This is a genomic window from Mesorhizobium hawassense, from assembly GCF_003289945.1.
Taxonomy (GTDB): domain Bacteria; phylum Pseudomonadota; class Alphaproteobacteria; order Rhizobiales; family Rhizobiaceae; genus Mesorhizobium; species Mesorhizobium hawassense.
In genome coordinates this window covers 20,590-42,996 of sequence record NZ_QMBP01000030.1, presented here as the reverse complement: position 1 = coordinate 42,996, position 22,407 = coordinate 20,590, and the positions used below count along the sequence as shown (strand labels likewise).

Here is a 22,407-nt window from a genome sequence, read left to right as displayed (position 1 = left end):
GATACGGGTCCGAACGGCGTGCCGCGTAGAAGGGATTCCCCTTTTCGACCTGACGCCGACCTGCGAGCCCTTGAGCTTGACTGCATGAGAATCCCATGTGCGCCGGCGCGGCCGTTGAGTTCCGCTCACGGATCATCTCGGGCGAGCAGAAGCCATGCTAAGGGCACACTGGAGACGTGCGGGATGTCTCGGGGCGAGGCGCCTGCATTTGTCTCGATACGCTCCGCGAACACGTGCGCGTTTGCCGCGACGTTGGCCGACTTGGCATCAAGGATAGGCGGCGCAGACAAGCAAAGGTTCGAAAAGCATCGGTGCGTCTTGGGAACCGTCAGCGCGCCAAGAACAGCGGCAATGGCGGCTTTGCTTCTATCCATCTCCTCACACCACCGAAGAGCCGCTCGCGCAGCCTCCGGCTGCCATAAGCGCCCATGACAATCATGTTGGCAGACGTGTCGATTGCGTGCTGCGCGAGCACCGTTGCCGCCGGCTTCCCGGCGCTCGGCAGCCGGTCGACTGATACTCGAGCACCATGCAGGGTGAGATAGGCAGCGACGTCGGCTCCCGGCTCGGTGCCACTTCCGGTGCAGGTCACCTCCGGATCGACTATTGTCACGCGAACTTCTTTGGCACCGGATAGCAAATCCAGCGCTTCCCGAACCGCACGGGATGCTTCAACGCGCGAATCCCAGCCGACCAGCACGCGCCGCGGCGACAGGGTGGCCTCGGCACCCTCCGGTACGACGAGCACCGGCTTTCCGGTATCAAACAAGCTGCCGTTGATAACAAGAGGTCCGAGATTGATGTCGTTGAGAAGTGCGGGGCCCACAATGGTCAGGTCGCTGCAGAGCGCCCGCTGTCGCACCGCGTCTCCGACGCTGGCCTGATTGCAGTATTCGACGTCGTAGCAAATACACCGGGCTCCCAGCAGTTTTTGAATATCCCTGGACGTCTTTTCCAGAATGCCCATTTCGTGTGAAAATTTCTCGATCTGCCTATACCGCTCTTCCAGCCTGGCAATGGCCGCTGCGCGTCGTTTTGGCCACTCAGGGATGCAACCGCTTAGCGGCGGAGGCGCCATAATGAGTACCGAAAGGTTCGCTCCGACCTCGGCACACAAGCCGGCAGATATCGTGACGTCCTTATCCGAGTGGTCAGCTCTCGTCACACTGAGTACGCTTTTGAAGGCCATGGACTGTTTCTTTTCGAGTATGTTGTACCTGCAGGCGTTTCGAAGCCGCTGGACTTGCCCTCGCGAGGGAGATGGGAAATGGCAAATCGGCTTGCCATTCAGCCATCGGGGTTCTCGAGCGAGTAGCCGGCCGATCTGACGGTACGAATGACGCTGCTGGGCGAGGCCGCCTTCAGCGCCTTTCTGATCCGGCTGATATGGACGTCGACGGTGCGTGCACCGATATGGATATTGTCGGGCCAGGCGGCCTCGATCAGTTCGTCTCGGCTAAAGACCTTGCCGGGAGCCTCAAGCAATTGGCGCAGCAGGTTGAACTCGAGCGGTCCGAGATGGATGTCGTGGCCATTACCACGAACTCGATGGGCGTCGAGCTTCATCTCAAGGCCGCCGCAGCAGAGCCAGCTGCCATTTTCGGCCCCGTTTGAACCCGGCTTCGGTAGCGCCAGCTTCGTGCGCAGACAGTCAAGCAGCGTAGCCGGCGCGATCGGCCGCACAAAGCTCTCGTCGATGCCTGCCTTTAAGAGATCGAGGTGCTGGTTCTCGGCGCCGGGGGCAATCAGGGCAATAACGGGAAGGCCACCCGTCCGGGGCTCCCTCTTGAATGTTGCGCAGATTGTTGAGCCCGTTGCGCTTGCTGGCCCGCAATCCAGCACCACCGCCTGGAGGTCTCGTTCATCGGCCGCTGCAAGTGCTTCCTTAACGCCGCCTGCCGGCTCACTCGTGAAGCCGTCCACCCCCAGAATGTGACTGAGGAACAGATACAACTCCGCATCTTGCGAACAGATCAGGACCAATGGCTTCATCGGCGTTGCCCCAAGAAGCAAATCGGCCTCGACCGCCCCGATTGGGTGGGCAGGCCATGGCATGTCTTCAACGCCTGGCATGACCCTCTTGCTCGAAAATCGCGTTCATCACGCCCGCGCCACCTCAGGATAGGCTTCCGTGGCCGCGATCGCATCACCGACCAGTTTCGTACCCGCCGCTGCGAGTTTCCAGAACGTCTCGAAACCGAACCGGTGGACATCGCGCAGGGTCTTCGACAGAACGACCAAACGCCCGGCCGTGAAAAGCACGCGCCCGAAGCCCTCATGGCTCATCTCCATCATCGGCGATGCCATCAGGCCGGAGCGCTCCTCGATCGCGAGCCCGACGGCGGTGTAAAACATGTCGAGCCTCCACAGCACGTCAGGATCGGGATCGCCGATAATCGGGATCGCACGGCGCTGTTCCTTTGTGACGATGAAGTCGCCCAGGAGCTGGGCGTCCGATTTGCCTTCCCACGACCCGCAGGAATCTTGCGCACGGATCAGTCGCAAGAGGCATTTCACGAAGGGGGTGGCAAGGGCCGCCTCGTCCTCGGCGACATCAGGGTTAACCACGGTGTCAAGCATTTCGCCTATTCCTCATTTGAAGTCCTCATCTTCGAAGCACGGTTTCTTTTCGGCAACGCCGGCCTGGCCCAGCACCTTGCGCAGCCAGGGCGGAGGAGCCTTCCTGAGCATCGTCTGCGTGCGCAACAGCACCTCTTGGATGGTTTGGGGCTGTGGCACTTTGATCGGATGGATTTTCGCCGAAATAACCTTGGCTGCCGAAGGTCCGCCGATAGCCAGACAAAACAGGAGATGACAGCCCTTCAGCGCCTCCACCTTCGGAGCAATGCGATCGTCGCCCTCGCTGCGATGCTTCCCGCTCTCGTCGGAAACGTCGTGGAAGGCCACGGCTTCCACAAGCTCCCACGCCTCGCGCGTCACGTCGAAGACTGCAAAGCACTTGGCCGACCCGAAATGGGCATTGAGGTTCTTCATGTCTTGCGTGGCGATGGCCACGCGCAAAGCGCCGGCTTGCCGTGGCGGCATCGATGCGTGAACCTCGTCAGTGACGAGCGAGAGGCGACGAACAGAGCTCATCTGGCATTTCCCGGTGGCGGAATGGATCAAGCGCCTCAGGCGTCGGCGCATGCCGGTTGGCCTGGAGGATGTTGGCAACCTCGAAGATCAAGTCTCGGGTCCCCTGATAGAGGATTGTGAGCTTATGCTGGCTGCCGAGCCGGTCGAAGATGGGGAAGCCGACGCGCATGAGCGGGATGCCAAGGCGCTGCGCCGCCTGGCGGCCGTGGGAATGAGTGACGAGAAGATCAGCGCCGGCGCCAAGAGCTTCCAAATCGCTGAGATCGCCGATCTGAACCGACTCTGCCGGTACTTTCTCCAGAATTTTTGACTTGTCGGTCGTGGTGATCGCCGCCGCGATTTCGGAGCCCATGCCGACGAAGAAAGTCGCGAGTTGATAGAGCTGGTCTGGTTCGGCAGCGATCGCAATTTTCTTGCCTCCGAAATCAAAATGTCCGTCGAGCAACGCGTCTTGCAACTGCGCGCGGCGACGACGCACCCTGACCGGCACCGCCGCGCCCGAAATCTCGGACAGCAACGAGACGAACCGATCAGCCCCCCTCAATCCAGTCAGCGACTGGAGCAGCACGTAAGGCACGCCGGTCAACCTGTGCAGCATCTGCGCCGGCTGTCTCATATGCTCGCCTATCGCGATGCAGTGCCCAGCCGTGCCAAGCTCGCGGATGTCCTCGATGCTTGTGCCGCCATAGGTGGTCGGGATCCAGCGGTCTGGCACCTTTCCGTCGAGCGAGCCGGAGACGTCCGGCACAATGACCGGCTCGAGCCCGAAGCTTTCAACCATCTCACGCAAATGCTCGATGTCCGCCACCGTGAGGTTCCAACCGGGCAGGATCACGATCTTCTTCGGCCGCCGCGCCTGCTGGCCGGGCCGTGTGATTCTTTCGAGCATCGCGGTGACAGCCTTGGCCCAGCCCTCTTCGATCGCCCCCTCGAAATCCGGCGTATTGGCCAGCACGACCTCCGTACCCGCGAGTTCTTCCCCGCGCTTCTGCCTGATATTGGCGATATCCGCTGCGAAATCCTCGCCTCGGGTTTCCATTAGCGCCGTCGTGCAGACCCCGATCAGCTTTGGCATTGTCCGGGTCTTGAGGTTGAGGATCGCCTCTTCCAGATGATCCGCCCCGCCAAGGATCGTCGCCACTTCGTCCATCGCGGTAGTCTGCAGCGGGATAGCTTCCTTGAAGTGCCGCACGAAGAGTACGAGCGCGAAGCTGGTGCACCCCTGGCTGCCATGGAACAACGGGATCGCACCATCGATTCCAAGAAAGGCCAGGGCTGCACCCAGCGGCTGCGACGACTTCAGTGGATTGACCGCCGCAGCTTTTGTCTGGGGGAGGATGCGTACCATCGGTTTCCTCAACACTCGCCGAAATCGTCGGCCGTCGTGCCGGCAAATTTCTTGAAACCCTGGACGGTCGCGGTCTTGCTCTTTGAACTCGGCGGTTCGTCCTTCATGGAGGTCTGGAAATCCCACGGCGGCGCCTCCCGCACCTGGCGCCAGATCGGGTTGTGGATGGAAAGGTCGATCTGGCGGACGAGTTCCACCATGCCGGCATACCCGGCATAAGGCTGGTGACGCTCCTGGTTGATATCGAGCCAGGGTACCTTGGCCTTCAGTGCTATAAACTGCGTGCGCCCCCCCGACAGCATGATGTCGGCCTGGTGTTTCGAGAGCATTGCGTAAAGCTCGCGCGGTGCCATGGTCTCAAACATGTGGTTCTCGTGCTTGAGAATCTTTTTGATGCGCTCCTTGTCTTCGGGCGTTGATTTCTTGACCGAGGTGCCGACGATCTCGATGCCGATCTCCATCAGCGCATGGACCACCGACCAAGACTTCACACCGCCGGTGTTGAGAAGCACGCGCTTGCCTTCGAGCCTCGACCGGTAGGCGGCAAGCTTCTTCCAGGCAATCGCCTCCTCTTCAAGAATCAACGCCTCGGTGCGGCCGAGGATCTCCGGATCCGCACCCTTCTTCACAAGCAGTCTGGCGATCTGCCGGAGCGCTTCAGAGGTGTCGGTGATGCCGTAGAAGGAGCCTTCGAAAAACGGGATGTCCCAGCGCTGCTCCATCTTGCGCGCCAGGTTAATGAGTGCGGTCGAGCACACCATCATGGTCGCCCGGGCGCGGTGCGCTGAGGCAACGTCGAGATAGCGAGCGTCGCCGGGAATCGAGGCTCGCACCCGGATGCCGAGCCGATCAAGGAGCGGCTTCACCAGCCAAAATTCGCCGGAGAGGTTGAATTCGCCAAGGATATTGATGTCGTAGGGGCCGGCATCGTCGGGCTCGACTGTGCCGATGACGTGGTCGAGCAACGCCTCGCCGGCAAGCTTGTTGCCGAGATTCTTGGACCCGACGAAGCCCGGCGCATTGATCGGAACCACCGGCAGGTCGAACTTTTCGGCCGCGCGTTTGCACACGGCTTCGATGTCGTCGCCGATCAGCGCCGTCACACAGGTTGAATAGACGAAGATTGCTGGCGGCGCGTAGGCTTCCTTGATCTCGCGGATCGCTTTGAAGAGCTTCCGCTCGCCCTGCCCCATCACCACGTCGAGTTCGGAGAGGTCGGTCGTGAAGCTAGTGCGCCATAGGGTTGGCCCGGATGAAGCCGCGCCGCGGTTGTCCCATGAATTGCCCTCGCAGGCGAGCGGTGCATGGATCAGATGCGCAACGTCGGTGATCGGCTGCAGCACGATTTTTGCGCCATCGAAGGCACAGCCGCCGGCCGCCGCCCCAGGGGTCAGCGGCTTGGTACAGCCCTTTTTGCGCGCCTTGGCATCCTTGCCGCGGTTCTTTTCGCAGCCAGGCTCGTTGAAGACATCTTGGATTTTGGCTTTGAGCGAGGACATCGTGCCGGTCTCCAAGTCCATTGAGAAGACGACCAGCCTCACCGAAAAGCCGGCCGCCACTCCTGAACGCATCGTGATCTTTCAGATTCGCTCCACGCGCTTCAGCTTCTTTATTTTAGGCATGTCTTTGTCCCGAAACCGGTTCCACTTTTGCAAGATCTGCTTTAGCGGGTCAGGTCATAAGAATAGTCTGTCACCCCCGTCTTACTTGTCTCGCGATCGAGCTTGTCGAAGATCTTGTCGAGGATTGTCGTCAGTACGCGCAACCCACCTTGGTACCCCATGAGCGCAAAGCGATGGTGATGGTGCCGGTCGAAGATCGGAAACATCAGCCGGATCAGCGGCGTGCCGGTGTCGCGCTCCAGATACTTGCCATAGGAATTGCCGATTAAGAGGTCCACGGGCTCGGTGAAGAGCAGCGACCGCATCGCCCACAGGTCCTTGCCCGCCCAGATTTGAGCATCCTTGCCGAAGGGCGATGATGCAAGCAACTCCTTCATCTCGGCTTCCCACGCCGGCGTGCCGTTGGTGGCGAGGCAATGCGTCGGCTCGCCGCCTGTCTCCATGATGAAGCGAGCCATAGCGTAGACAAAGTCCGGATCGCCGTAGATTGCGTATTTCTTGCCGTGCAGCCAGGATTGGCTATCGGCCATGGCGTCAACAAGTCGCCCGCGCTCCAAGCGGATTGCCTCGGGGATTTCCTTGTCGGAAATAGCGGAGACCTTTACCAGGAATTCGTCGGTCGCCTGAACGCCCAGCGGGTAATGGAACGCGGCCGTCGCCTGCCCAACCTCCTCGCAATATAACAGCGTTTTTCGAGTGTTGTAATGCTGTAACGAAAGTGTTGCCTCGGCGTTGAGTGCGTTCCTCACGTCTTGGATCTTCGTGCCCCCGTCATACATGCGGTATTCGCCGTCCGAGGGTGTGTCGAACTGGTCAGAGGCATCTTGGATGAAGGTATAGGACACGCCCATTAGATCGAGCAGGCGTTTGAGTTCCCGGTTGTTGCCAACGCAAAAGCCGTCAAAACCCGGAATGATGTTGATTGTTCCTGAGGCTTCTGTCCGCTGCTTGCCTTTCCAGAAGTGCTCCAAAATGCCCTTGACCGTACCGTCATAGCCGTCGACATGGCTGCCAACGAAGGCCGGCGTGTGGGCGAAGGGCACGTCGAAGTCGCGCGGGACCGAGCCTTCTTCCTTGGCGTTCTCGATGAAGCTGCGCAGGTCGTCGCCGATGACCTCGGCCATACAGGTAGTCGATACGGCGATCATTTTCGGGTCATAGAGTTTATACGTGTTGGCGAGCCCGTCGACCATGTTCTTCAGGCCACCGAACACTGCCGCGTCCTCGGTCATCGAGGAGGAAACCGCCGATGCTGGCTCCTTGAAATGGCGCGACAGGTGTGAGCGGTAGTAAGCCACGCAGCCCTGGCTGCCGTGCACGAAAGGCATGGTTCGCTCGAAGCCTGCGGCCGCGAACACCGCGCCGAGCGGCTGGCAGGCTTTGGCGGGGTTGATGACAAGTGCTTCGCGAGCGAGGCTTTTTTCGCGGTATTCCCACGTCTTGGTGAATTCGTGTTGATCGGTAACGGCCTGATCCTGATGCGGACACTCGAAGTTCAGCTTCTTCTCGGCGAGCATCTGCCTGTATTCCGGCTCGCGGAAGAGGGGCGCATGGTCGAGAATTTTTTCGGCCGACTGCGGCATGGTGGTCACCTCTTTTTTGCATCTGACCGCGCCATCCGGCGCGACAGGGACATCAAACGTTTCAGGGTCTTCCGCGGATCGCAGGGCCGCGGGGGGGGGGTATCGTCTCCTTGGCGAGACCAGGAGGCCAGGCGTTTATTCTGCAGCCATTGCCCGCCCACGGCTCGGACGACATTTCCAGGGCGCCTCGAATAGACCCCAGACCGGGTTGTTGATGGCAAGGTCCACATCACGGGCGAAAACGGCAAAGCCGTCATAGCCATGGTAGGGGCCCGAATAATCCCAGGAGTGCATCTGGCGGAACGGTATGCCCATCTTTTGCACGGGGTATTTTTCCTTGATCCCGGAGCCTACGAGATTAGGGCGAACCCCCTCGATGAACTTCTCCAACTCATAACCGGTCACGTCGTCATAGATCAGCGTGCCGTTCTTCACGTAGTGGGCGGTGCGTTGATAATCGTCGTTGTGGGCGAACTCGTAACCAGTGCCGACGATCACCATGCCGAGGTCCTCGTAGGCTGTGATGACGTGGCGGGGGCGCAGGCCGCCGACATAGAGCATCACCGTATTGCCTTCCAGGCGCGGTCTGTATTTGGCGATTACCGCATCGACCAGCGGGCGGTACTTGGCGATCACCTTCTCGGTCTTCTCCTCGATTTCCGACCCAAAATGCTTGGCAATCTTGCGCAGGGAGGCCTCGATCTGGGAGGGACCGAAAAAATTGTACTCCATCCAAGCGATGCCGTACTTTTCCTCCATGTGCCGACAGATGTAGTTCATAGACCTGTAGCAATGGATGAGATTGAGCTTGGCCTTCGGCGCGCGCTCTATCTCGGCGAGCGTGGCGTCGCCCGACCAGTTGCCCACTACGCGCAGGCCGATCTCCTCGAGCAGGATTCGCGAAGCCCAGGCGTCGCCGCCGATATTGTAGTCGCCGACGACGTTGACGTCGTACGGGCCACTCTCGAACTCGACGTCCCTCTTCTCGAACACCCAGTCGCGGATCGCATCATTGGCGATGTGGTGGCCGAGCGATTGCGACACGCCGCGAAAGCCCTCGCAGCGCACCGGCACGATCGTCTTTTCGATCTCCTTGGCCTTCTTGCGCGAGACCGCTTCAGTGTCGTCGCCTATGAGGCCGATCGGGCACTCGGACTGCACGGTGATGCCGTTGTTTAGCGGAAAAAGTTCTTCAATCTCGTCGATGATCTGTTCCAGCTTTTTGTCGCCGCCGAAAACGATGTCTTTCTCCTGGAAATCGGAGGTAAACTGCATTGTCCCGAACGTGTCGATGCCGGTCGTGCCGACGTAGTAGTTGCGGCGCTGCGACCAGGAATAGTGCCCGCAGCCGACGGGTCCGTGCGAGATATGGACCATGTCCTTGACCGGACCCCACACCACGCCTTTTGAGCCGGCATAAGCGCAGCCTCGAATGGTCATCACGCCGGGAATAGACTTGATATTCGATTTGACTTCACATTCGGAGAGGACCTCTCCTTCGTCGCCGGCCTCTTCCCCGCTCTTTGCGACGTTGAGGTGTTTTTTGCGGCGCTTCGCCGCCTTGTCGGGATATTGCGACAACACCTCCTCGATAAGCTTGGCATGGAGAGCGCCGTCATTTTCGTATTCCAGGCTCATGGGACCCCTTTCAAGGTTCGCGTGACGCCTCACCGGCGAGGCGCCGTTATTCCAAAGGCGCGCTAGGTCGAGGGTGCACCTCAAGTCGACAACGCTCGTTACAGTGCGGCCGCCTTCGCCGGTTCCTTGGCTTGGAGTTCGGCAAGCATCTGCTCGTCTGTCTTCATGATGCCGAAGTCGAGCAGCATGTCCTCGAGCTCCTCCATGGTGATTGGGGTCGGGATGGTGCCCTGGCCCGAATTGGCATGGATCTTCTCGGCCAGCGCACGGTATTCCCCGGCCTGCTTTGAGTTCGGCGCATACTGGATCACCGACATCTTCCTGAGTTCGGCATGCTGGACGATATTGTCGCGTGGCACGAAATGGATGAGCTTGGAATTGAGCTTGGAAGCCAGTGCTTCGGCGAGGTCGAGCTCGCGGTCGGTTTGGCGCTCGTTGCAGATCAGGCCGCCGAGCCGCACGCCGCCCGAATGGGCGTATTTCAAAATGCCCTTGGCGATGTTGTTGGCGGCATAGAGCGCCATCATCTCGCCGGACATGACGATGTAGATTTCCTGGGCCTTGTTCTCGCGGATCGGCATCGCAAAACCGCCGCACACCACGTCCCCGAGCACGTCGTAGGAGACATAGTCAACATCGTCATAGGCGCCGTTTTCCTCGAGGAAGTTGATCGAGGTGATGACGCCTCGGCCGGCGCAGCCGACACCCGGCTCGGGGCCGCCCGATTCCACGCACTTGATGCCTTTGTAGCCGATCTTGAGTACGTCCTCGAGTTCGAGGTCTTCCACCGAACCTTCTTGTGCCGCTAGGTGCAGGACGGTATCCTGCGCCTTTGAGTTCAAGATCAGGCGGGTGGAGTCGGCTTTGGGGTCGCAGCCGACGATGAGGATCCTCTGCCCTAGGTCGACAAGGGCGGCGAGCGTATTTTGGGAGGTGGTGGACTTGCCGATGCCGCCTTTGCCGTAAAAGGCGATCTGACGCAGACCTGACATGTAACTTTCCTTCCTTCTTCCATTCATCGCGGTTGTCCGCGATATGAATGCCGGTCGGCAGCTCTCGCCGCCTCACACAGAAGGTCTCAAAACTCGTGCCAACTTGGTTCATCGGGTAGAAGAAGAATTTCTTATTTGCTTTCAGCCGTTTAGCGCGAGGCAAAACAACAGATGGGCAAACAGCTCCTGTGTAGCGGACCCGACAAAGGCGACAGGACGCATCGGATTCCGTCGCTTGCGACCGCTGTTGAACGCGCCGCAAAGCGCAGGCTCGTCACTCATTCAATGCGATTGACGCCCCGCGAACAAGATCACCGGCCTTCGACCGATCTTGGGGTGAGAAAAAGCCATTCTCATCGCGAAGTTCCTTGGCGGAAATCTGCTTGGACGCAAAATGCGCAAGGTCGACATCGCGGGAACGCAGCTTCTCCGCGCGACGATCCTAATACATTCAAACCAACCTTAACGGCTACCTTCCTCGGTCAAGCAATATATCTGCCCGATCTATCTGAAGGGCAATGCGACGGGCGGCAAGATGGCAACCAGTGCCAACCATCACCGAAATGCGGTGAAGCAGCTGGCGAGTTGGCCCAACTGCCAGATTCACTAAGGGCCCGCCCCATGTTCAGCGGAACACGCACGGGGCGCTTTGGACAGCCTCCTAGGGCCGCCGCGTCATGCGTATCGAGGACCATCGTATCAGGAGCCTGAATATGACGCCCACGCCTCGAGTTCCGGCGCCCCCTGGCACGAAGTTTCTGAAACGTCTGGATCCGTGACGTTTTATTCGCGTCGGTTACGACGCTGAGGTGCGGGGGGGGGCGTGAAATACCGGGACGGCCGCCAGCTCTTGATGGCCCCGGAATGCCGGGACCTGCTCATCCAGTGTCTCTCAAAACTGACGAAGACGAAGCCGGGGCGATCTGCTGCTGTCTCCAGCCCGAGAGGGATGGTGAGCCTGTCTGCCGCCACTGCAACGTTCTCGACTCTACCCGCTCCGCAGGCGTGCCTTCTAGTGTTCTGTGTGCCGCCGCAAGTTCTCGGTCACCTCTGACGCCGTGCAGGACCTCCACAAGCGCGTCCATTGCACATCTTCGCCATTCCCGCGACCCGACCCGACCTTGGTCGAGCTTCCGACATTTTTGTCCACCTCCGGACAATTCATCGAACGGTCTGTTCGAGACAGCTTTCACCTTCGCTGGGCATTAAACGCGTCTCGCCGAGGTGCCCGCGGGCTGTTGCCGCCGCGGCAGCAATGCGGCGCCGGAAAGGAAACTGGTGATCAATGCGGGATAGGGACGATGGCGCAGGCGCCGCCGCCGGCGGGGGTTTTGACGTTACACGGTCGACATTCCTAGTCTGATGCGATCGCCACCTACCGGCGGGCTTTGCCCCCGTGGCTGCCGCGAAGGCGTGGTCCTTCTGTTCAAGCGAAATCGCAGCGATCTCTGCTTCAAGCCAGATGGCATGGCATTTGCACCAGCTTGTCAGAACCATCGAAGCACACACAAACTGAGAGCAAACCATGGCTGAAAGGCGACGCTCCAGACAAGCGCCTGAGGAGAGGGTGCCCATCGCGGATAAACACCGGAAGGTCGTCCCCTCCAGACGTCCATGCTCGGTAGCTTTTCAGCGCGCGTCTGGTCCCCGGCCAACATCCAAATACCTGGCGTTGGCCCAATTGCTGCTTGCCCGTCCTCATCGTCCGGCTTCGTTGGAGCATGTGAATGCTAGAGTGTTCCCTCAAAGGGCCACCCAAGCTAACGTCGGCGCGTCACTGGCAAGCATCTACAAAACGCTGAACCAGTTTCGTGAAGGGAGGCTCTTGCGCGACATCGCACTTGCGGCGCCACACGCCTATTTCGAGACTAACACTATCGATCACCACGACTTTCTCCTCGACGACAAGCAGCCAGTCATCGACATCCGTTGCAGCGTCATTTGCACTGAAAGGATCGCTGGATTCGTCCAAATCGACCCTCGATCCGGCAGTTCAGGTACAAAGAGGATGGGCCAAGCCCTTCCAGTACCACCGGACGGAAGAGGGATTTGGAAGCCGCAAAGGCCTTCATCTCATGTCCGGCATGCCATCCGAGTCTATTTCGCGTCGGCCCAAACCTAGAAAGCCGCGCCAGCTTTCTTCCAAAAGGAGCAACTTGATGACCATCACGAAGAAGGTTCCCTTCGTTACTTTTCGCACGCGTGTTCGCGATGAGTCCGTCGACGGGCCAAATCCATACTGCTGGCAAGACAAGACATCCGACGAATATTTCGATGGCAAGCGCGTCATCCTGTTCTCGCTGCCCGGCGCCTTCACCCCGACCTGCTCGACCTACCACCTGCCGAATTTCGAAAAGCTCTATGATGAGTTCAAGAAGGAGGGAATTGACGCAATCTACTGCATCTCCGTCAACGATGCCTTCGTCATGAATGCGTGGGGTAAGTCTTTGGGGCTGCAGAAGGTCGAGCTTATCCCGGACGGCTCAGGCGAGTTCACCCGCAAGATGGGCATGCTGGTTGCGAAGGACAACCTCGGCTTCGGAATGCGCTCCTGGCGCTACGCCGCCCTGATCAACGACGGTGCGGTGGAGCAGTGGTTCGAGGAAGAAGGTTTCTCCGACAACTGCGAGACCGACCCCTATGACGTCTCATCCCCGCAGAACGTTCTTGAAACACTGCAGGCCGTCGCATGATCAAGTGAGCGTCTGGCAATCCCATTAATGCACGGCCAAGAGCTTCCTCGATCGGAGTTTCGCGATCAACATGCTGTCCTCGGCAAGGCTGGTTCAACGCCAGAACCAATCAATGGTGGCATCGCCTCAGCTCATTGAGTCGATGCGCCTGTTGCAACTGGCGCGCGCCGAACTGCATCAATTCGTGGAGCAGGAACTCGAGAAAAATCCGCTTTTGGAGCCAGCTTCAAACGACGGTGAGGCTCTTGGCGACGCGGCGATTTCGGTAGACCAGTCCACCGGCGCACGCGAAAAAGACATCGATAGGCCGACGATCACGGCGGCCGCCGAGCGACTGGGGGAATGGAAATCGCTGCGCAATACGACGAACATCCCTGCGGACAGTCGCCCTGCCGTGGCCGAGTTTGCCGCCTGCACCGAAACATTGCACGACCACGTCGCTGGTCAGATCGCGCTCACTGCATTCACACCACAGGAGAGGCTGATTGCCGGAGAGCTAGCAGCTAATCTGGAAGATACGGGCTATCTTCGGGTGGACCTTTTGGAACTGGCCGGCAGACTGAACGCCCGCGAGACGGATGTGGAACGGGTTCTCGCAACCCTGCAGCAGTTTGATCCACCGGGAATTTTTGCTCGTACTCTGAGCGAATGTCTCGAGATCCAGTTGCGTCAGCGAGATCGGTTCGACCCGGCCATTGCCGCTCTGGTTGCGAACCTTGAGATGGTTGCCAGACGCGATTTTCAGGCGTTGAAGCAGTATTGCTGCGTTGATGAGGACGACCTTCTCGAGATGTTGCATGAAATCCGTGCGCTCGACCCCAAGCCTGGAAACCGGTTCCAATCCGGAGCGCCCGAATCCATCATACCCGACGTCTGGGTCACGCCCTCGCCCGGAGGTGGATGGCAGATCGAACTTGACCCGGACGCATTGCCCAAGGTTTTGATCAACCAAACCTATTTCGCAGAAGTTTCGCGACACACCGGCCAGAACTCTAAAGATCAGGCATTTCTGAACGAATGTCTGCAAAACGCGAACTGGCTAATCCGCAGCCTCGATCAGCGCGCCAAGACCATTCTTAAGGTTGCGGCTGAAATCGTGCGCCAACAGGATGCCTTTTTTGAACACGGCGTCGCCCACCTGCGACCACTCAATCTCAGGACTGTCGCTGAGGCGATCAATGTGCATGAGTCGACGGTGAGCCGGGTGACCTCGAACAAGTATATGCTTACACCACGCGGGGTGTTGGAACTGAAGTATTTTTTCACTGTTGCGATTGCCTCCTGCCAAGGCGGCGACGCGCACTCCGCCGAAGCTGTCCGCCATCGGATCAAAGCGATAATTGCTCAAGAATCGACCGGTCGCGTGCTTTCCGACGACGACATCGCCGTCCAGTTGAAGGAAAGCGGCATCATTGTCGCGCGCCGCACGGTCACAAAATATCGCGAGGCGATGAACATCCCCTCCTCCGTGCACCGGCGCCGGGAAAAGCGCCTACAGCTCAAAGGCGATCAAGCTTGGCAGCCTCATATCGCTGACGAACGCGGCTCTTAGTCCAACGCGATCCGTTCTTGATCCTTGCGAGGCTGCGTTTGCTTTCCTCCGAGCCGCTTGCGGCCAAAACGAGCGAGTCCATCACTCGAATGACTATGGCCGCTTCTTCGCGTCCCCAACCGGCCTGTTGAAGCTCGGTCAGTCACGGCAGTTTCTCGTCCGTGTGACGGCAGCGGGACCCGCGGCGTGAGCCGAGACTAAATGCACAGACAGTAAGCCCTCCTCAACGGAGGTAGCCTAGAGAAACGCCCGAAAAACGCGGAGGGCAGGGCTACTGCGTGTTGGCTGAAGGGCCGATCAAAAATTCGTCTTAGCCGATCCTAAAAGCTTCCAATCGTCTTTGCTCCAGCCCGCCGCATGTCGAGCAAGGGCCGAGACGCTAGGGAGCGAGGGAGCGCGCCCTCAAAAGCGCCGTAGCGACCGAGCGACCGATCTACAAGTAGTCATCAGGGTTCGGATCGTATCGCGCGCTCGAACGCCGCATCGTCCGATGACACCAGTGAGAGCCGCGTAGCTCTTGCATAAGGGACCTCGGTCCCGGCGATCCGTTTGTTCGTTCTCTCACATACTTGTGCTGCTTCCGAAACGAGAAGGTCTCGACCCGAGCCGAGTCGAGCCCAGCGCACCGCGACCAGGAGATGAACATTCCCTACTGCTGTGGAACGTGCCCGGGAAAGGCGCACCTACGGCTCGATGGCGGTCAAGGTTAGCCGCCTCATACTACTGACGAACGTGCCCTCAGTCCAACGAGATGCCGTTCTTGATCCTTGCGACGCTGCGTTTGCCTTCCTCCGGACATGAGCAGCCGTTTATCCAAGGAATGCGCGCAAGATTTTGCGCCGAGCGGGGCGACGGGAAATGATTGGCTCAAAAGATCAGATGCATGCAAAAATGTTGCGCAGCTAGCCGCCCCGCGACTGCCAACCGGACCTTGAACCCTTGGACGAACTCGGCTTCGATGAGCCGCAGCCCGTCGGCTGGCGAAAAGTCGACGATCAACAGGCGGCCTCCGCAAAATACCCGTTATCCAGTTCGCTGGCGTTTCCCGCATCACCGAATGAGGTCCAGCCGCCGTCCACGTACAGGATGGAGCCGTTCACGTATGAGGCGGAGGGCGAGGCCAGGAAGAAGGCTGCGTCAGCGATGTCTTTTGGTTGTCCCAGCCTGCCCATCGGGATGCGTCGCGCGATCGTTTTCATGTTGATGCGGCCGACCTTCGCCAACTGAGCAACGCCAGGCGTGGAAATGAAGCCAGGAGCGACGGTGGCCGTCCGTATGCCGACCGGCCCGAGTTCGGCCGCCAGGCATCGGGTCAGAATGTCCAGCCCCGCCTGGGAGGCACCATAAGCATGGCGCGGCGCGAAAGGCAGAAAACTGTTGATCGATCCGATGTTGAGGATCACGCCGCCAGCGCGCATCGCCTTGATCGCTTCGCGAGCGCAGGTGAAAGCCCCGGTAAGATTGACATCCAGGACGTGTTGGATGTGTTCCGGTAATTGTTCGATCCCCAACAACAAAGTGTCGGCGGCAGCAGCACCGTTGACGAGCACATCAATGCGCCCGAAGCGCGCCCGCAGTTCCTCGAATAGAGCTACCACCTCGCTCTCGACGGCCACATCCACGCATTTGGCCGGGTTCTTGCCGCGGAGCCACACAGCGAGCTCTGCCGCTGCAGCGCCATCCCTATCCGCAATCACAACGGTATCGCCGTTTGCTGCAAAGCGGCGAACGACGGCTGCGCCTATGCCGTTCGCGCCGCCGGTGACGAGCACGATTCGCGCATCGGTGTGTTCGGCCGGACAACAGCGTTCGGCTTGAGGTGTCCCATCCACCGGCGGGTACGCATCCCCCGGCTGGTTGAATGACATCCAGCCTCCGTCGACTGCCAGCACTGAACCGGTGATGTAGCGCGCCTGCGAGCTGGTCAGAAACCGCACGGCGAAGGCGATCTCGTCCGGGCGCGCCAAACGCCCCAGCGGCACGCGGCGGCGCACGGCCGCTAGGTCCACTTTGCCCGCCCGGTCCAGTTCTGCCACCATCGGCGTGCGCACGTAGCCGGGCGCTACCGCTGTCACGCGAATGCCGCGAGAAGCCAACTCGCATGCAAGCGACTTCGTCAACGAGATCAGGCCCGCTTTTGAGGCCGCGTAGGCGTTGCGCTTGGGATTGCCTACGACGCCCGCAATCGAAGCGACGTTGACGATGGCGCCGCCCGGCCTCATGAGCTTCGCCGCTTCGCGGGCCATGACAAACGGTCCAATTAAGTTTACTGCCAGGGCCAGGCGGAAGGCTTCGACACCAGTGTCGACGCTCGCAGCCATGGTGGGTCCCATCGCGGCGTTGTTGATGAGGACGCTGATCTGGGCGAACTGTGCTTCGACCCGACCGTAAAGCGCGAGCACGTCCTCCTCGCGCGAGACGTCGCACTCGAGGCCGATATGCGGGTGGCCGAGACCACGGGCGAGTTCAACGACGCCACTGCCAGGAAGGTCTACCGCAATGACAGTGTCTCCATCCCTGGCAAGAACTTCGACCAGCGCACGGCCGATCCCACCCGCGGCGCCCGTAATGATGATAATGCGTCCTGCCTGCACGATGAGGAGTTCTCCTGCGCTCCCTTCCGCGATTTCAGGCCATCAATTTGAGCGGCAAAAGATGCGTCGCGTTAAAGCAGCGCGTCCTGGCGCTGGCCAGTTGCGGAACCGGAAAGACGCCGCAGCGATCCGGCGGCGGACCAACTTCCGATTTGGTAGCCGAGGCTGCTGAGGAACCGGCCAAGGACAGGAGCTTGCCTGGATGATCGGTGCGTACATCTGGGCACAACCAGTTTCGCCGGCGGGCTCGTGGGACAGACCCGATCGCTCACGCCGTCGCGGGCAGATAGGCAATCCAATTTGGCGCATCTTCACCGGGCAGTCTTTCGCCGGGATCGCTGTGGCATCGCAAAGTTGTCATGGCCTTCTTGAGTCGCCTCGGCCGATGCGGCTGTCTCGTTCGAAGCCTCCGAAGAGTCATGGCGAGAAGGTATGCGACGCTTTCCGAGCCTGTAGACCGGATCATCCGGATGCGGTGCTCCGATCGGACGTCGCGGGCCGAACCGTTCTGCCTCAACGATCGCTGCTGGGATCTGCTCCTCTATCCAATCGAAGACTACCGTCCGTTCGGCAATCCGCCACTCCCCTTCCCTCTTGTGAAACAGATCGCAGTAACGGCCGCACAGAAGCGTCTGGCGTACGTCTCCGTCTATGTCCGGTGCGCGTTGCAGAGCGGTAAAATAGCTCTCGACCGCAGCCTCTGCCGAGTTGAGGAATTCGATCAGGATGTTGGTGACTTGGTGGATGTTACGCGGTCCGGTCTTGAAGACACCGAGTGCAAACTCGATGAACCCCTCTGCAGGACCGCAATAGGCTCCGTGATTGTCATGCGCATCGGGCCAGTACGCGCTGCGTAGCGCCGCTTCATCGGCGCGGTCGATCCCGCGGCAGTACTGATAGAGGCAGTCGCGGATCGCCTCACGGTCGATTAGTTGGTCAATTTTCGTCTGTTCCATCGGCTCTGCCACAAATTCTGTGATCGGAAGAAGTGTTTCGCGAACCGCACCTTGGCGTTTGCGCATCCTGGGACATCTCGATGCCGCGGATGCCCCTGCGCAGTTGGACGAGGGCGGTGGTGGAACAGGAGGGGCGTGCCTCCGTTCCCGTATGGGCCACTTGGTCGATCCCTTTCATGCCCGCCGGACTCTCGGTGGAATGACGTCCGGTTCAACTCGTGCTGCAGGGTCACGGTCGCATTTAAGTGCACGTTCGGGACAGGATCGCGCGCCTCGCGATGCAGTCAGTCCCTCCCCTTCCGCAACTTCGATGTTACCGGGTAGGATGTAACCGGCGTCATCGAGCTTGAAGATGTGTGGCGCGAGCGCCGCGCATCGCGCGTGACCCTGGCATTTGGCATTTTGGACGATGATGCGCATGGCGATGCCTCCATTGTCGTTGCACCTCGGCTCGAGGCGGGGCTTGGTCAGGACCAGTCTAGAATCAGATTTTCGATCCCGAACACATGGCCGCCAGAGGTGATGGGTGCCGTACCCTTTTTGATCCGGAAGGCGGGGATGCGCGCCAGCCACTCCTCCAGGCCAATGACGATCTCGCGCCGGGCAAGGTGTGAGCCAAGGCAACGGTGAGGACCATAGCCAAAGGCGGCGTGGCGGTTGTCCTCTCGCCCCAGATCGACCGTGTTGGGGCATTCGAATTCCGCCGGGTCGCGGTTGGCGATCATCGTGGCGCAGGAGACATAATCTCCCTTGCGGATCGGCGCGCCTTCCAAGTCGATATCTTTCGTTACCACGCGGATCAACTGAACGGTCGGATAGGCGCGCAGCAATTCTTCGGCCGCGGCCACGATCCGGCCTGGTTCGCCGCGCAGCAATTCCTGATCCTTGAGGTTGCGTGCGAGATAGGCCAGGTCAAAGCCTATGGCTGCCGCAACAGTGTCTAGGCCGGCAACAAAAACAAGAACGCCGACGCCGCGTACTTCCTGTTTCGTCAGGCGGCGGCCCTCGACCTGCCCCTGCACGACGAAGGTCATGAAATCATCAACCAGGTCCTTGCGGCGGGCGGTTGCAAGTTCATCAATGAACGATACGATCGTCCGGGCCGCGGCCGGCCGTTTCACATCGTCGCCGTGGAGCAGATCTCTCCCCCATCCGACAAATGTGTCGATTCGGTCATCCGGCAGCCCAAGGAGATGAAGGAAGACGTTTACCGAGAACGGAAATGCGAAATCCTTCATGACGTCGCAGCTTGTGCCCGATGCGGCGATCCCGTCGATGAGCCTGATTGCCCGCGCGCGGACAGCCGGCTCTAATGCCGCCACCCGTTTAGGCGAAAGCAGTGGATTGAGCAGGGAGCGAAAGGCGCCATGGGCCGGAGGATCGAGTTCAAGTGGGATCATCGGCCAGCTTTCGCCCAGCGCGGAGGCAAAGATGCTGCGATGGCTGGAAAAAGTTTCGGCGTCCTGCAGCACCCGGCGCTGGTCGCTTGCGCGGGTAATCACCCAGGTACCCTTCCCGTCGCGTGTGTTGAGGGGTGAATAAAAGATAGGCGGGCCGGCATGGACGCAAGCGACTGCTGCGTGGGGATCCCCGTTGGGAGTCGGTGACATGCCGGGCGAAGTAAACAGGCTGAAGTCCCTCACCATTTCGGGCGGCACATGGTCTGGAACCGGGCTTGTAGCCATTTGGCTTCTTCTCCTGAACGTCAGGCGTTCATGCGCTCGATTGAGATCGCCGGCCAGTCATAAGGTCGATGGCTAGCGCCAGCTAAGTCTCGGCTCAGGTGCTTTACGATTGTGTTGCCCGATGCACCCGACCTGCGCACCAGCGCGCAAAGAGAGCAGTCGCAAGTTCAAGCAGCAGGGGCACTCCTTCGTGCTTCGGTCTCTAAAGCATAGCCGCTGCTTATCCCTGTTAAGTGGAGAGACTGGTCGATCAATGCTGCGCTCGGCGACGCACTGGTGACGCTCCGCTGATAAAATCATCTAAGCAAGTAGCGTGCCGCATGGCGCACCGATCGTGCTGTACCGAGCGGTGCCCAGCCTGCGCTGAGCCGCCGTCGCTTTAATCACCGTTCCATCATCGTTAGGACCAACGTCTGACAACCGACATCTACGGTCGGTTTGTCGGGTCTGCTACACGGGGCTGTTCAGCCTTGACTCCTGCCGCAACTTATTTAGCCATTGCCTGATCGCCTGGGGGCGGTGGCGGCACACGATCGTGCGCAGCGGTCGGGCCGACGACGTGATTTGTGATTCACGGCTTCTGAAGGGGAGACGTGATGAATCGGAACCATTTTTGGCTAACGCAGGAGCAATTTCGCCGCATTGAAGCTCATCTGCCGACCGACACGCGCGGCAAGGAGCGGGTAGACGATCGGCGCGTGATCAGCGGCATCGTTCATGTTCTGAAATCTGGCGGGCGCTGGGCCGACGCGCCGCCGGAATATGGGCCGCGCAAGACGCTCTACAACCGGTATGTTCGCTGGGCTGTCAGGGGCGTGTGGAGTGATCTCTTCCACGCGCTCGCCAGGGCCGGTGGTCCGCCCGAGCAGGTGCTGATCGACTCATCCGCCGTGAAGGCGCATCGCTCGGCTTCGGGTGGTAAAGGGGGGAGCACAATCAGTCCATCGGTCGCTCGCGCGGCGGTCGCACGACCAAAATTCACGCCCTGACCGACCGGTATTGCCGCCCCATCGCCTTCATGCTCACCGGCGGCCAGGTCGCTGACTGCACGGCGGGAGGCGAACTTCTGAAACGGCTGCCGGACACCCGCATCCTGCATGCCGACAAGGGCTACGATTCAGATGCGATCCGACGCCAGGTCGAGGCCAGCGGTACACTGCCGAATATCCCGCCTAAGGCCAACCGGCGCTGGAAAAACTGCTTCTCACCCGTGCTCTACCGCGACCGCAACGCCATCGAACGCATGTTCTGCCGTCTCAAGGACTTCCGAAGGATAGCCACGAGATACGATCGTCTTGCCGTCAACTTCCTTTCCGCTGTCTGCATCGCCGCGACCGTCAGCTATTGGTTGTGGGTCCGGACCCTAAGCCTATCCCCCGAAATGCCTTCAAAGGAAGCTGGGTAGCATTGCGGCGCCTCAACTCGGGCCGCTTGAGCGTCCGGCTACGCGGTTAATCCGGCGCTACTTTTGAGGCTGGGCAAGGCTTGGTCTGGTCGAACAGCGACAGGTTCACCAGCTTGCCGGTCATCGAGAAGCCCCCATAGTCCATGACGAGATCGCGCGTAATACCGTTTTCGTGCAGTTTGAAGCTGACCCGATACTCCGGCACGTCCGAGCCGCCTTTGCCGGCATCGTCGAAATAGGCGATGTCGACCGGCCAGTATTTGTCGGTTGCGAGCTTGGCGAGCGCTGGCGCCTCCGGGTCCGACTTGTCGGGGTCGGTCTTCTCCCCGAGAACAACCGCGGTCGTCACCACTTTGTTGGCATCCTCGGAGCCGTCGAAAAGATTGCTCTGGTAGAAGTTTTCGCCTTTTTCGGCCTTGTCGATCATCTCGACAAGATGACTGGTGGGGAACCTCGTGGCGCCGAGCTCAAGCGTGCTTTTCAAAGGCTTGTCGATGTCGACCTTGAGTCCTTTGGGCCCTCTCGTCGCCATGCCCTCGACCTCCTTGTCGAGGTTCTGATCAACGAAGGACTTCGTCAGAAAAGAAAAGGTCTTGCCCTCAGCGTCTTCGAACGTTGTCGTCTGGTGGTCGATCAGCGTGGTGTTATCTTTGGCGACGACCTGGATGATAAACCGGACCCTCACCGTATAGCCCTCGCAAGGAGAGCCGTTGAACTCATACACCATGCGGCCCAAAATGCCTGTGATGCCCGATCGGTCGGACGCCTTGTTGAGGCTGAGATCGTAGACGGCGCGATGCGCCTGCAGCGCTGGCACAGCAAAGGCCGGAGCCATCGAAATGGCCGTCGACAACAGGACGGCGGAAAGAGAAAGGCGCGTCGCGCGCATAAAGTGCTCCGATCGTCGCGGCGGATGGCGGGCCGCAGGGAAAGATGGACCAGTTGAAAGGTCGAGGCGGAAGGGAGGAATGGAACCCGCCAACGCGGCGCCTGTTAGCATATGGAAAGCAAGCGCGAGACAAAACGAAAACCGACAGCGATTTCAGGTTGGGTATAACTCATGTACCAAGCGCAGCGTTAAAATCTTTGTAAATGTTTTGTTATGCCAATTTAACGTCCGCTTCATGCTGTCTCATCATTGGTGCCTCATTGGCCCTTTGTCCTGGCGAGTTCTAGCCGCCGACGATGCAGGTTAATTAGGAAAATAGACCAACTTGGCTCCTTTTCCCTCGCATTCCGTTTC

At 59.7% G+C, this 22,407-nt stretch carries 19 protein-coding genes; 4 read left to right on the top strand and 15 right to left on the bottom strand.

Translation table 11 applies throughout. The features are described 5' to 3' along the window. Positions 1-328 precede the first annotated feature (328 nt). From DPM33_RS33765 to nifH, 9 genes are all read right to left on the bottom strand, one after another. Positions 329-1,189: a universal stress protein gene (locus DPM33_RS33765; protein ID WP_112101685.1), complete on the bottom strand. Its 861-nt coding sequence runs from the start codon at positions 1,187-1,189 to the stop codon at positions 329-331. Between the two features lie 98 nt (positions 1,190-1,287). Then, positions 1,288-2,073 (bottom strand): winged helix-turn-helix transcriptional regulator, encoded by a 786-nt coding sequence (locus DPM33_RS33760; protein ID WP_112101684.1) that lies wholly within the window; start codon positions 2,071-2,073, stop codon positions 1,288-1,290. A 27-nt stretch (positions 2,074-2,100) separates the two neighbouring features. Beyond that, complete coding sequence (locus DPM33_RS33755) at positions 2,101-2,580, bottom strand: NifX-associated nitrogen fixation protein (protein WP_112101683.1); 480 nt, start codon at positions 2,578-2,580, stop codon at positions 2,101-2,103. A gap of 12 nt (positions 2,581-2,592) precedes the next feature. After that, complete coding sequence (gene nifX, locus DPM33_RS33750) at positions 2,593-3,096, bottom strand: nitrogen fixation protein NifX (protein WP_112101682.1); 504 nt, start codon at positions 3,094-3,096, stop codon at positions 2,593-2,595. After that, entirely contained in the window at positions 3,062-4,444 is a 1,383-nt protein-coding gene (gene nifN / locus DPM33_RS33745; protein WP_112101681.1) for a nitrogenase iron-molybdenum cofactor biosynthesis protein NifN, read from the bottom strand. Before nifN ends, nifX begins: the two co-directional genes overlap by 35 nt. An 8-nt stretch (positions 4,445-4,452) precedes the next feature. Further along, positions 4,453-5,943: a nitrogenase iron-molybdenum cofactor biosynthesis protein NifE gene (gene nifE / locus DPM33_RS33740; protein ID WP_112101694.1), complete on the bottom strand. Its 1,491-nt coding sequence runs from the start codon at positions 5,941-5,943 to the stop codon at positions 4,453-4,455. 164 nt (positions 5,944-6,107) lie between these two features. Further along, positions 6,108-7,649, bottom strand: a complete 1,542-nt coding sequence (nifK, locus tag DPM33_RS33735; protein ID WP_112101693.1) for a nitrogenase molybdenum-iron protein subunit beta — start codon at positions 7,647-7,649, stop codon at positions 6,108-6,110. Between the two features lie 135 nt (positions 7,650-7,784). Beyond that, positions 7,785-9,287: a nitrogenase molybdenum-iron protein alpha chain gene (gene nifD / locus DPM33_RS33730; RefSeq protein WP_112101680.1), complete on the bottom strand. Its 1,503-nt coding sequence runs from the start codon at positions 9,285-9,287 to the stop codon at positions 7,785-7,787. Positions 9,288-9,385: 98 nt separating this feature from the next. Beyond that, entirely contained in the window at positions 9,386-10,279 is an 894-nt protein-coding gene (gene nifH / locus DPM33_RS33725; protein ID WP_112101679.1) for a nitrogenase iron protein, read from the bottom strand. A gap of 1,525 nt (positions 10,280-11,804) precedes the next feature. Between nifH and DPM33_RS37855 the strand changes: the two genes are divergently transcribed. From DPM33_RS37855 to rpoN, 3 genes are all read left to right on the top strand, one after another. Continuing rightward, the gene (locus DPM33_RS37855; protein WP_112101678.1) at positions 11,805-12,401 is read left to right on the top strand and encodes a transcriptional repressor; all 597 of its coding nucleotides are present in this window, start codon (positions 11,805-11,807) and stop codon (positions 12,399-12,401) included. A 37-nt stretch (positions 12,402-12,438) separates the two neighbouring features. Further along, positions 12,439-12,972, top strand: coding sequence for a peroxiredoxin (locus DPM33_RS33715; protein ID WP_112101677.1), 534 nt, complete (start codon positions 12,439-12,441; stop codon positions 12,970-12,972). A gap of 70 nt (positions 12,973-13,042) precedes the next feature. Continuing rightward, the gene (rpoN, locus tag DPM33_RS33710; RefSeq protein WP_112101676.1) at positions 13,043-14,524 is read left to right on the top strand and encodes an RNA polymerase factor sigma-54; all 1,482 of its coding nucleotides are present in this window, start codon (positions 13,043-13,045) and stop codon (positions 14,522-14,524) included. Between the two features lie 867 nt (positions 14,525-15,391). Here the strand turns inward: rpoN and DPM33_RS37570 are convergent. The 5 genes from DPM33_RS37570 to DPM33_RS33690 all read right to left on the bottom strand — a co-directional run bounded on the left by DPM33_RS37570 (position 15,392) and on the right by DPM33_RS33690 (position 19,759). Beyond that, positions 15,392-15,523 carry a hypothetical protein gene (locus tag DPM33_RS37570; protein WP_281004851.1) on the bottom strand — a complete coding sequence of 44 codons (132 nt, stop codon included), beginning with the start codon at positions 15,521-15,523 and terminating at the stop codon, positions 15,392-15,394. Further along, on the bottom strand, positions 15,520-17,121 hold the full coding sequence (locus tag DPM33_RS33705; RefSeq protein WP_112101675.1) for an SDR family oxidoreductase: 1,602 nt from the start codon (positions 17,119-17,121) through the stop codon (positions 15,520-15,522). Before DPM33_RS33705 ends, DPM33_RS37570 begins: the two co-directional genes overlap by 4 nt. 308 nt (positions 17,122-17,429) lie before the next feature. Continuing rightward, on the bottom strand, positions 17,430-18,074 hold the full coding sequence (locus DPM33_RS33700) for a nuclear transport factor 2 family protein (protein WP_112101674.1): 645 nt from the start codon (positions 18,072-18,074) through the stop codon (positions 17,430-17,432). 174 nt (positions 18,075-18,248) lie between these two features. After that, entirely contained in the window at positions 18,249-18,494 is a 246-nt protein-coding gene (locus DPM33_RS33695) for a ferredoxin (protein WP_112101673.1), read from the bottom strand. 47 nt (positions 18,495-18,541) lie between these two features. Then, positions 18,542-19,759: a cytochrome P450 gene (locus DPM33_RS33690; RefSeq protein WP_112101672.1), complete on the bottom strand. Its 1,218-nt coding sequence runs from the start codon at positions 19,757-19,759 to the stop codon at positions 18,542-18,544. Positions 19,760-20,355: 596 nt separating this feature from the next. Between DPM33_RS33690 and DPM33_RS33685 the strand changes: the two genes are divergently transcribed. After that, positions 20,356-21,164, top strand: a protein-coding gene (locus DPM33_RS33685; RefSeq protein ID WP_112101671.1) for an IS5 family transposase whose coding sequence is annotated in 2 segments (ribosomal slippage) — positions 20,356-20,695 and positions 20,695-21,164 — 810 coding nt in all. Because the reading frame shifts where the segments join, the coding sequence is not laid out codon by codon here. A gap of 46 nt (positions 21,165-21,210) precedes the next feature. Here DPM33_RS33685 and DPM33_RS33680 read toward each other — a convergent pair. Beyond that, a complete protein-coding gene (locus DPM33_RS33680; protein ID WP_112101670.1) occupies positions 21,211-22,053 on the bottom strand; it encodes a cell envelope integrity EipB family protein in 843 nt (280 codons plus the stop codon). Positions 22,054-22,407 lie beyond the last annotated feature (354 nt).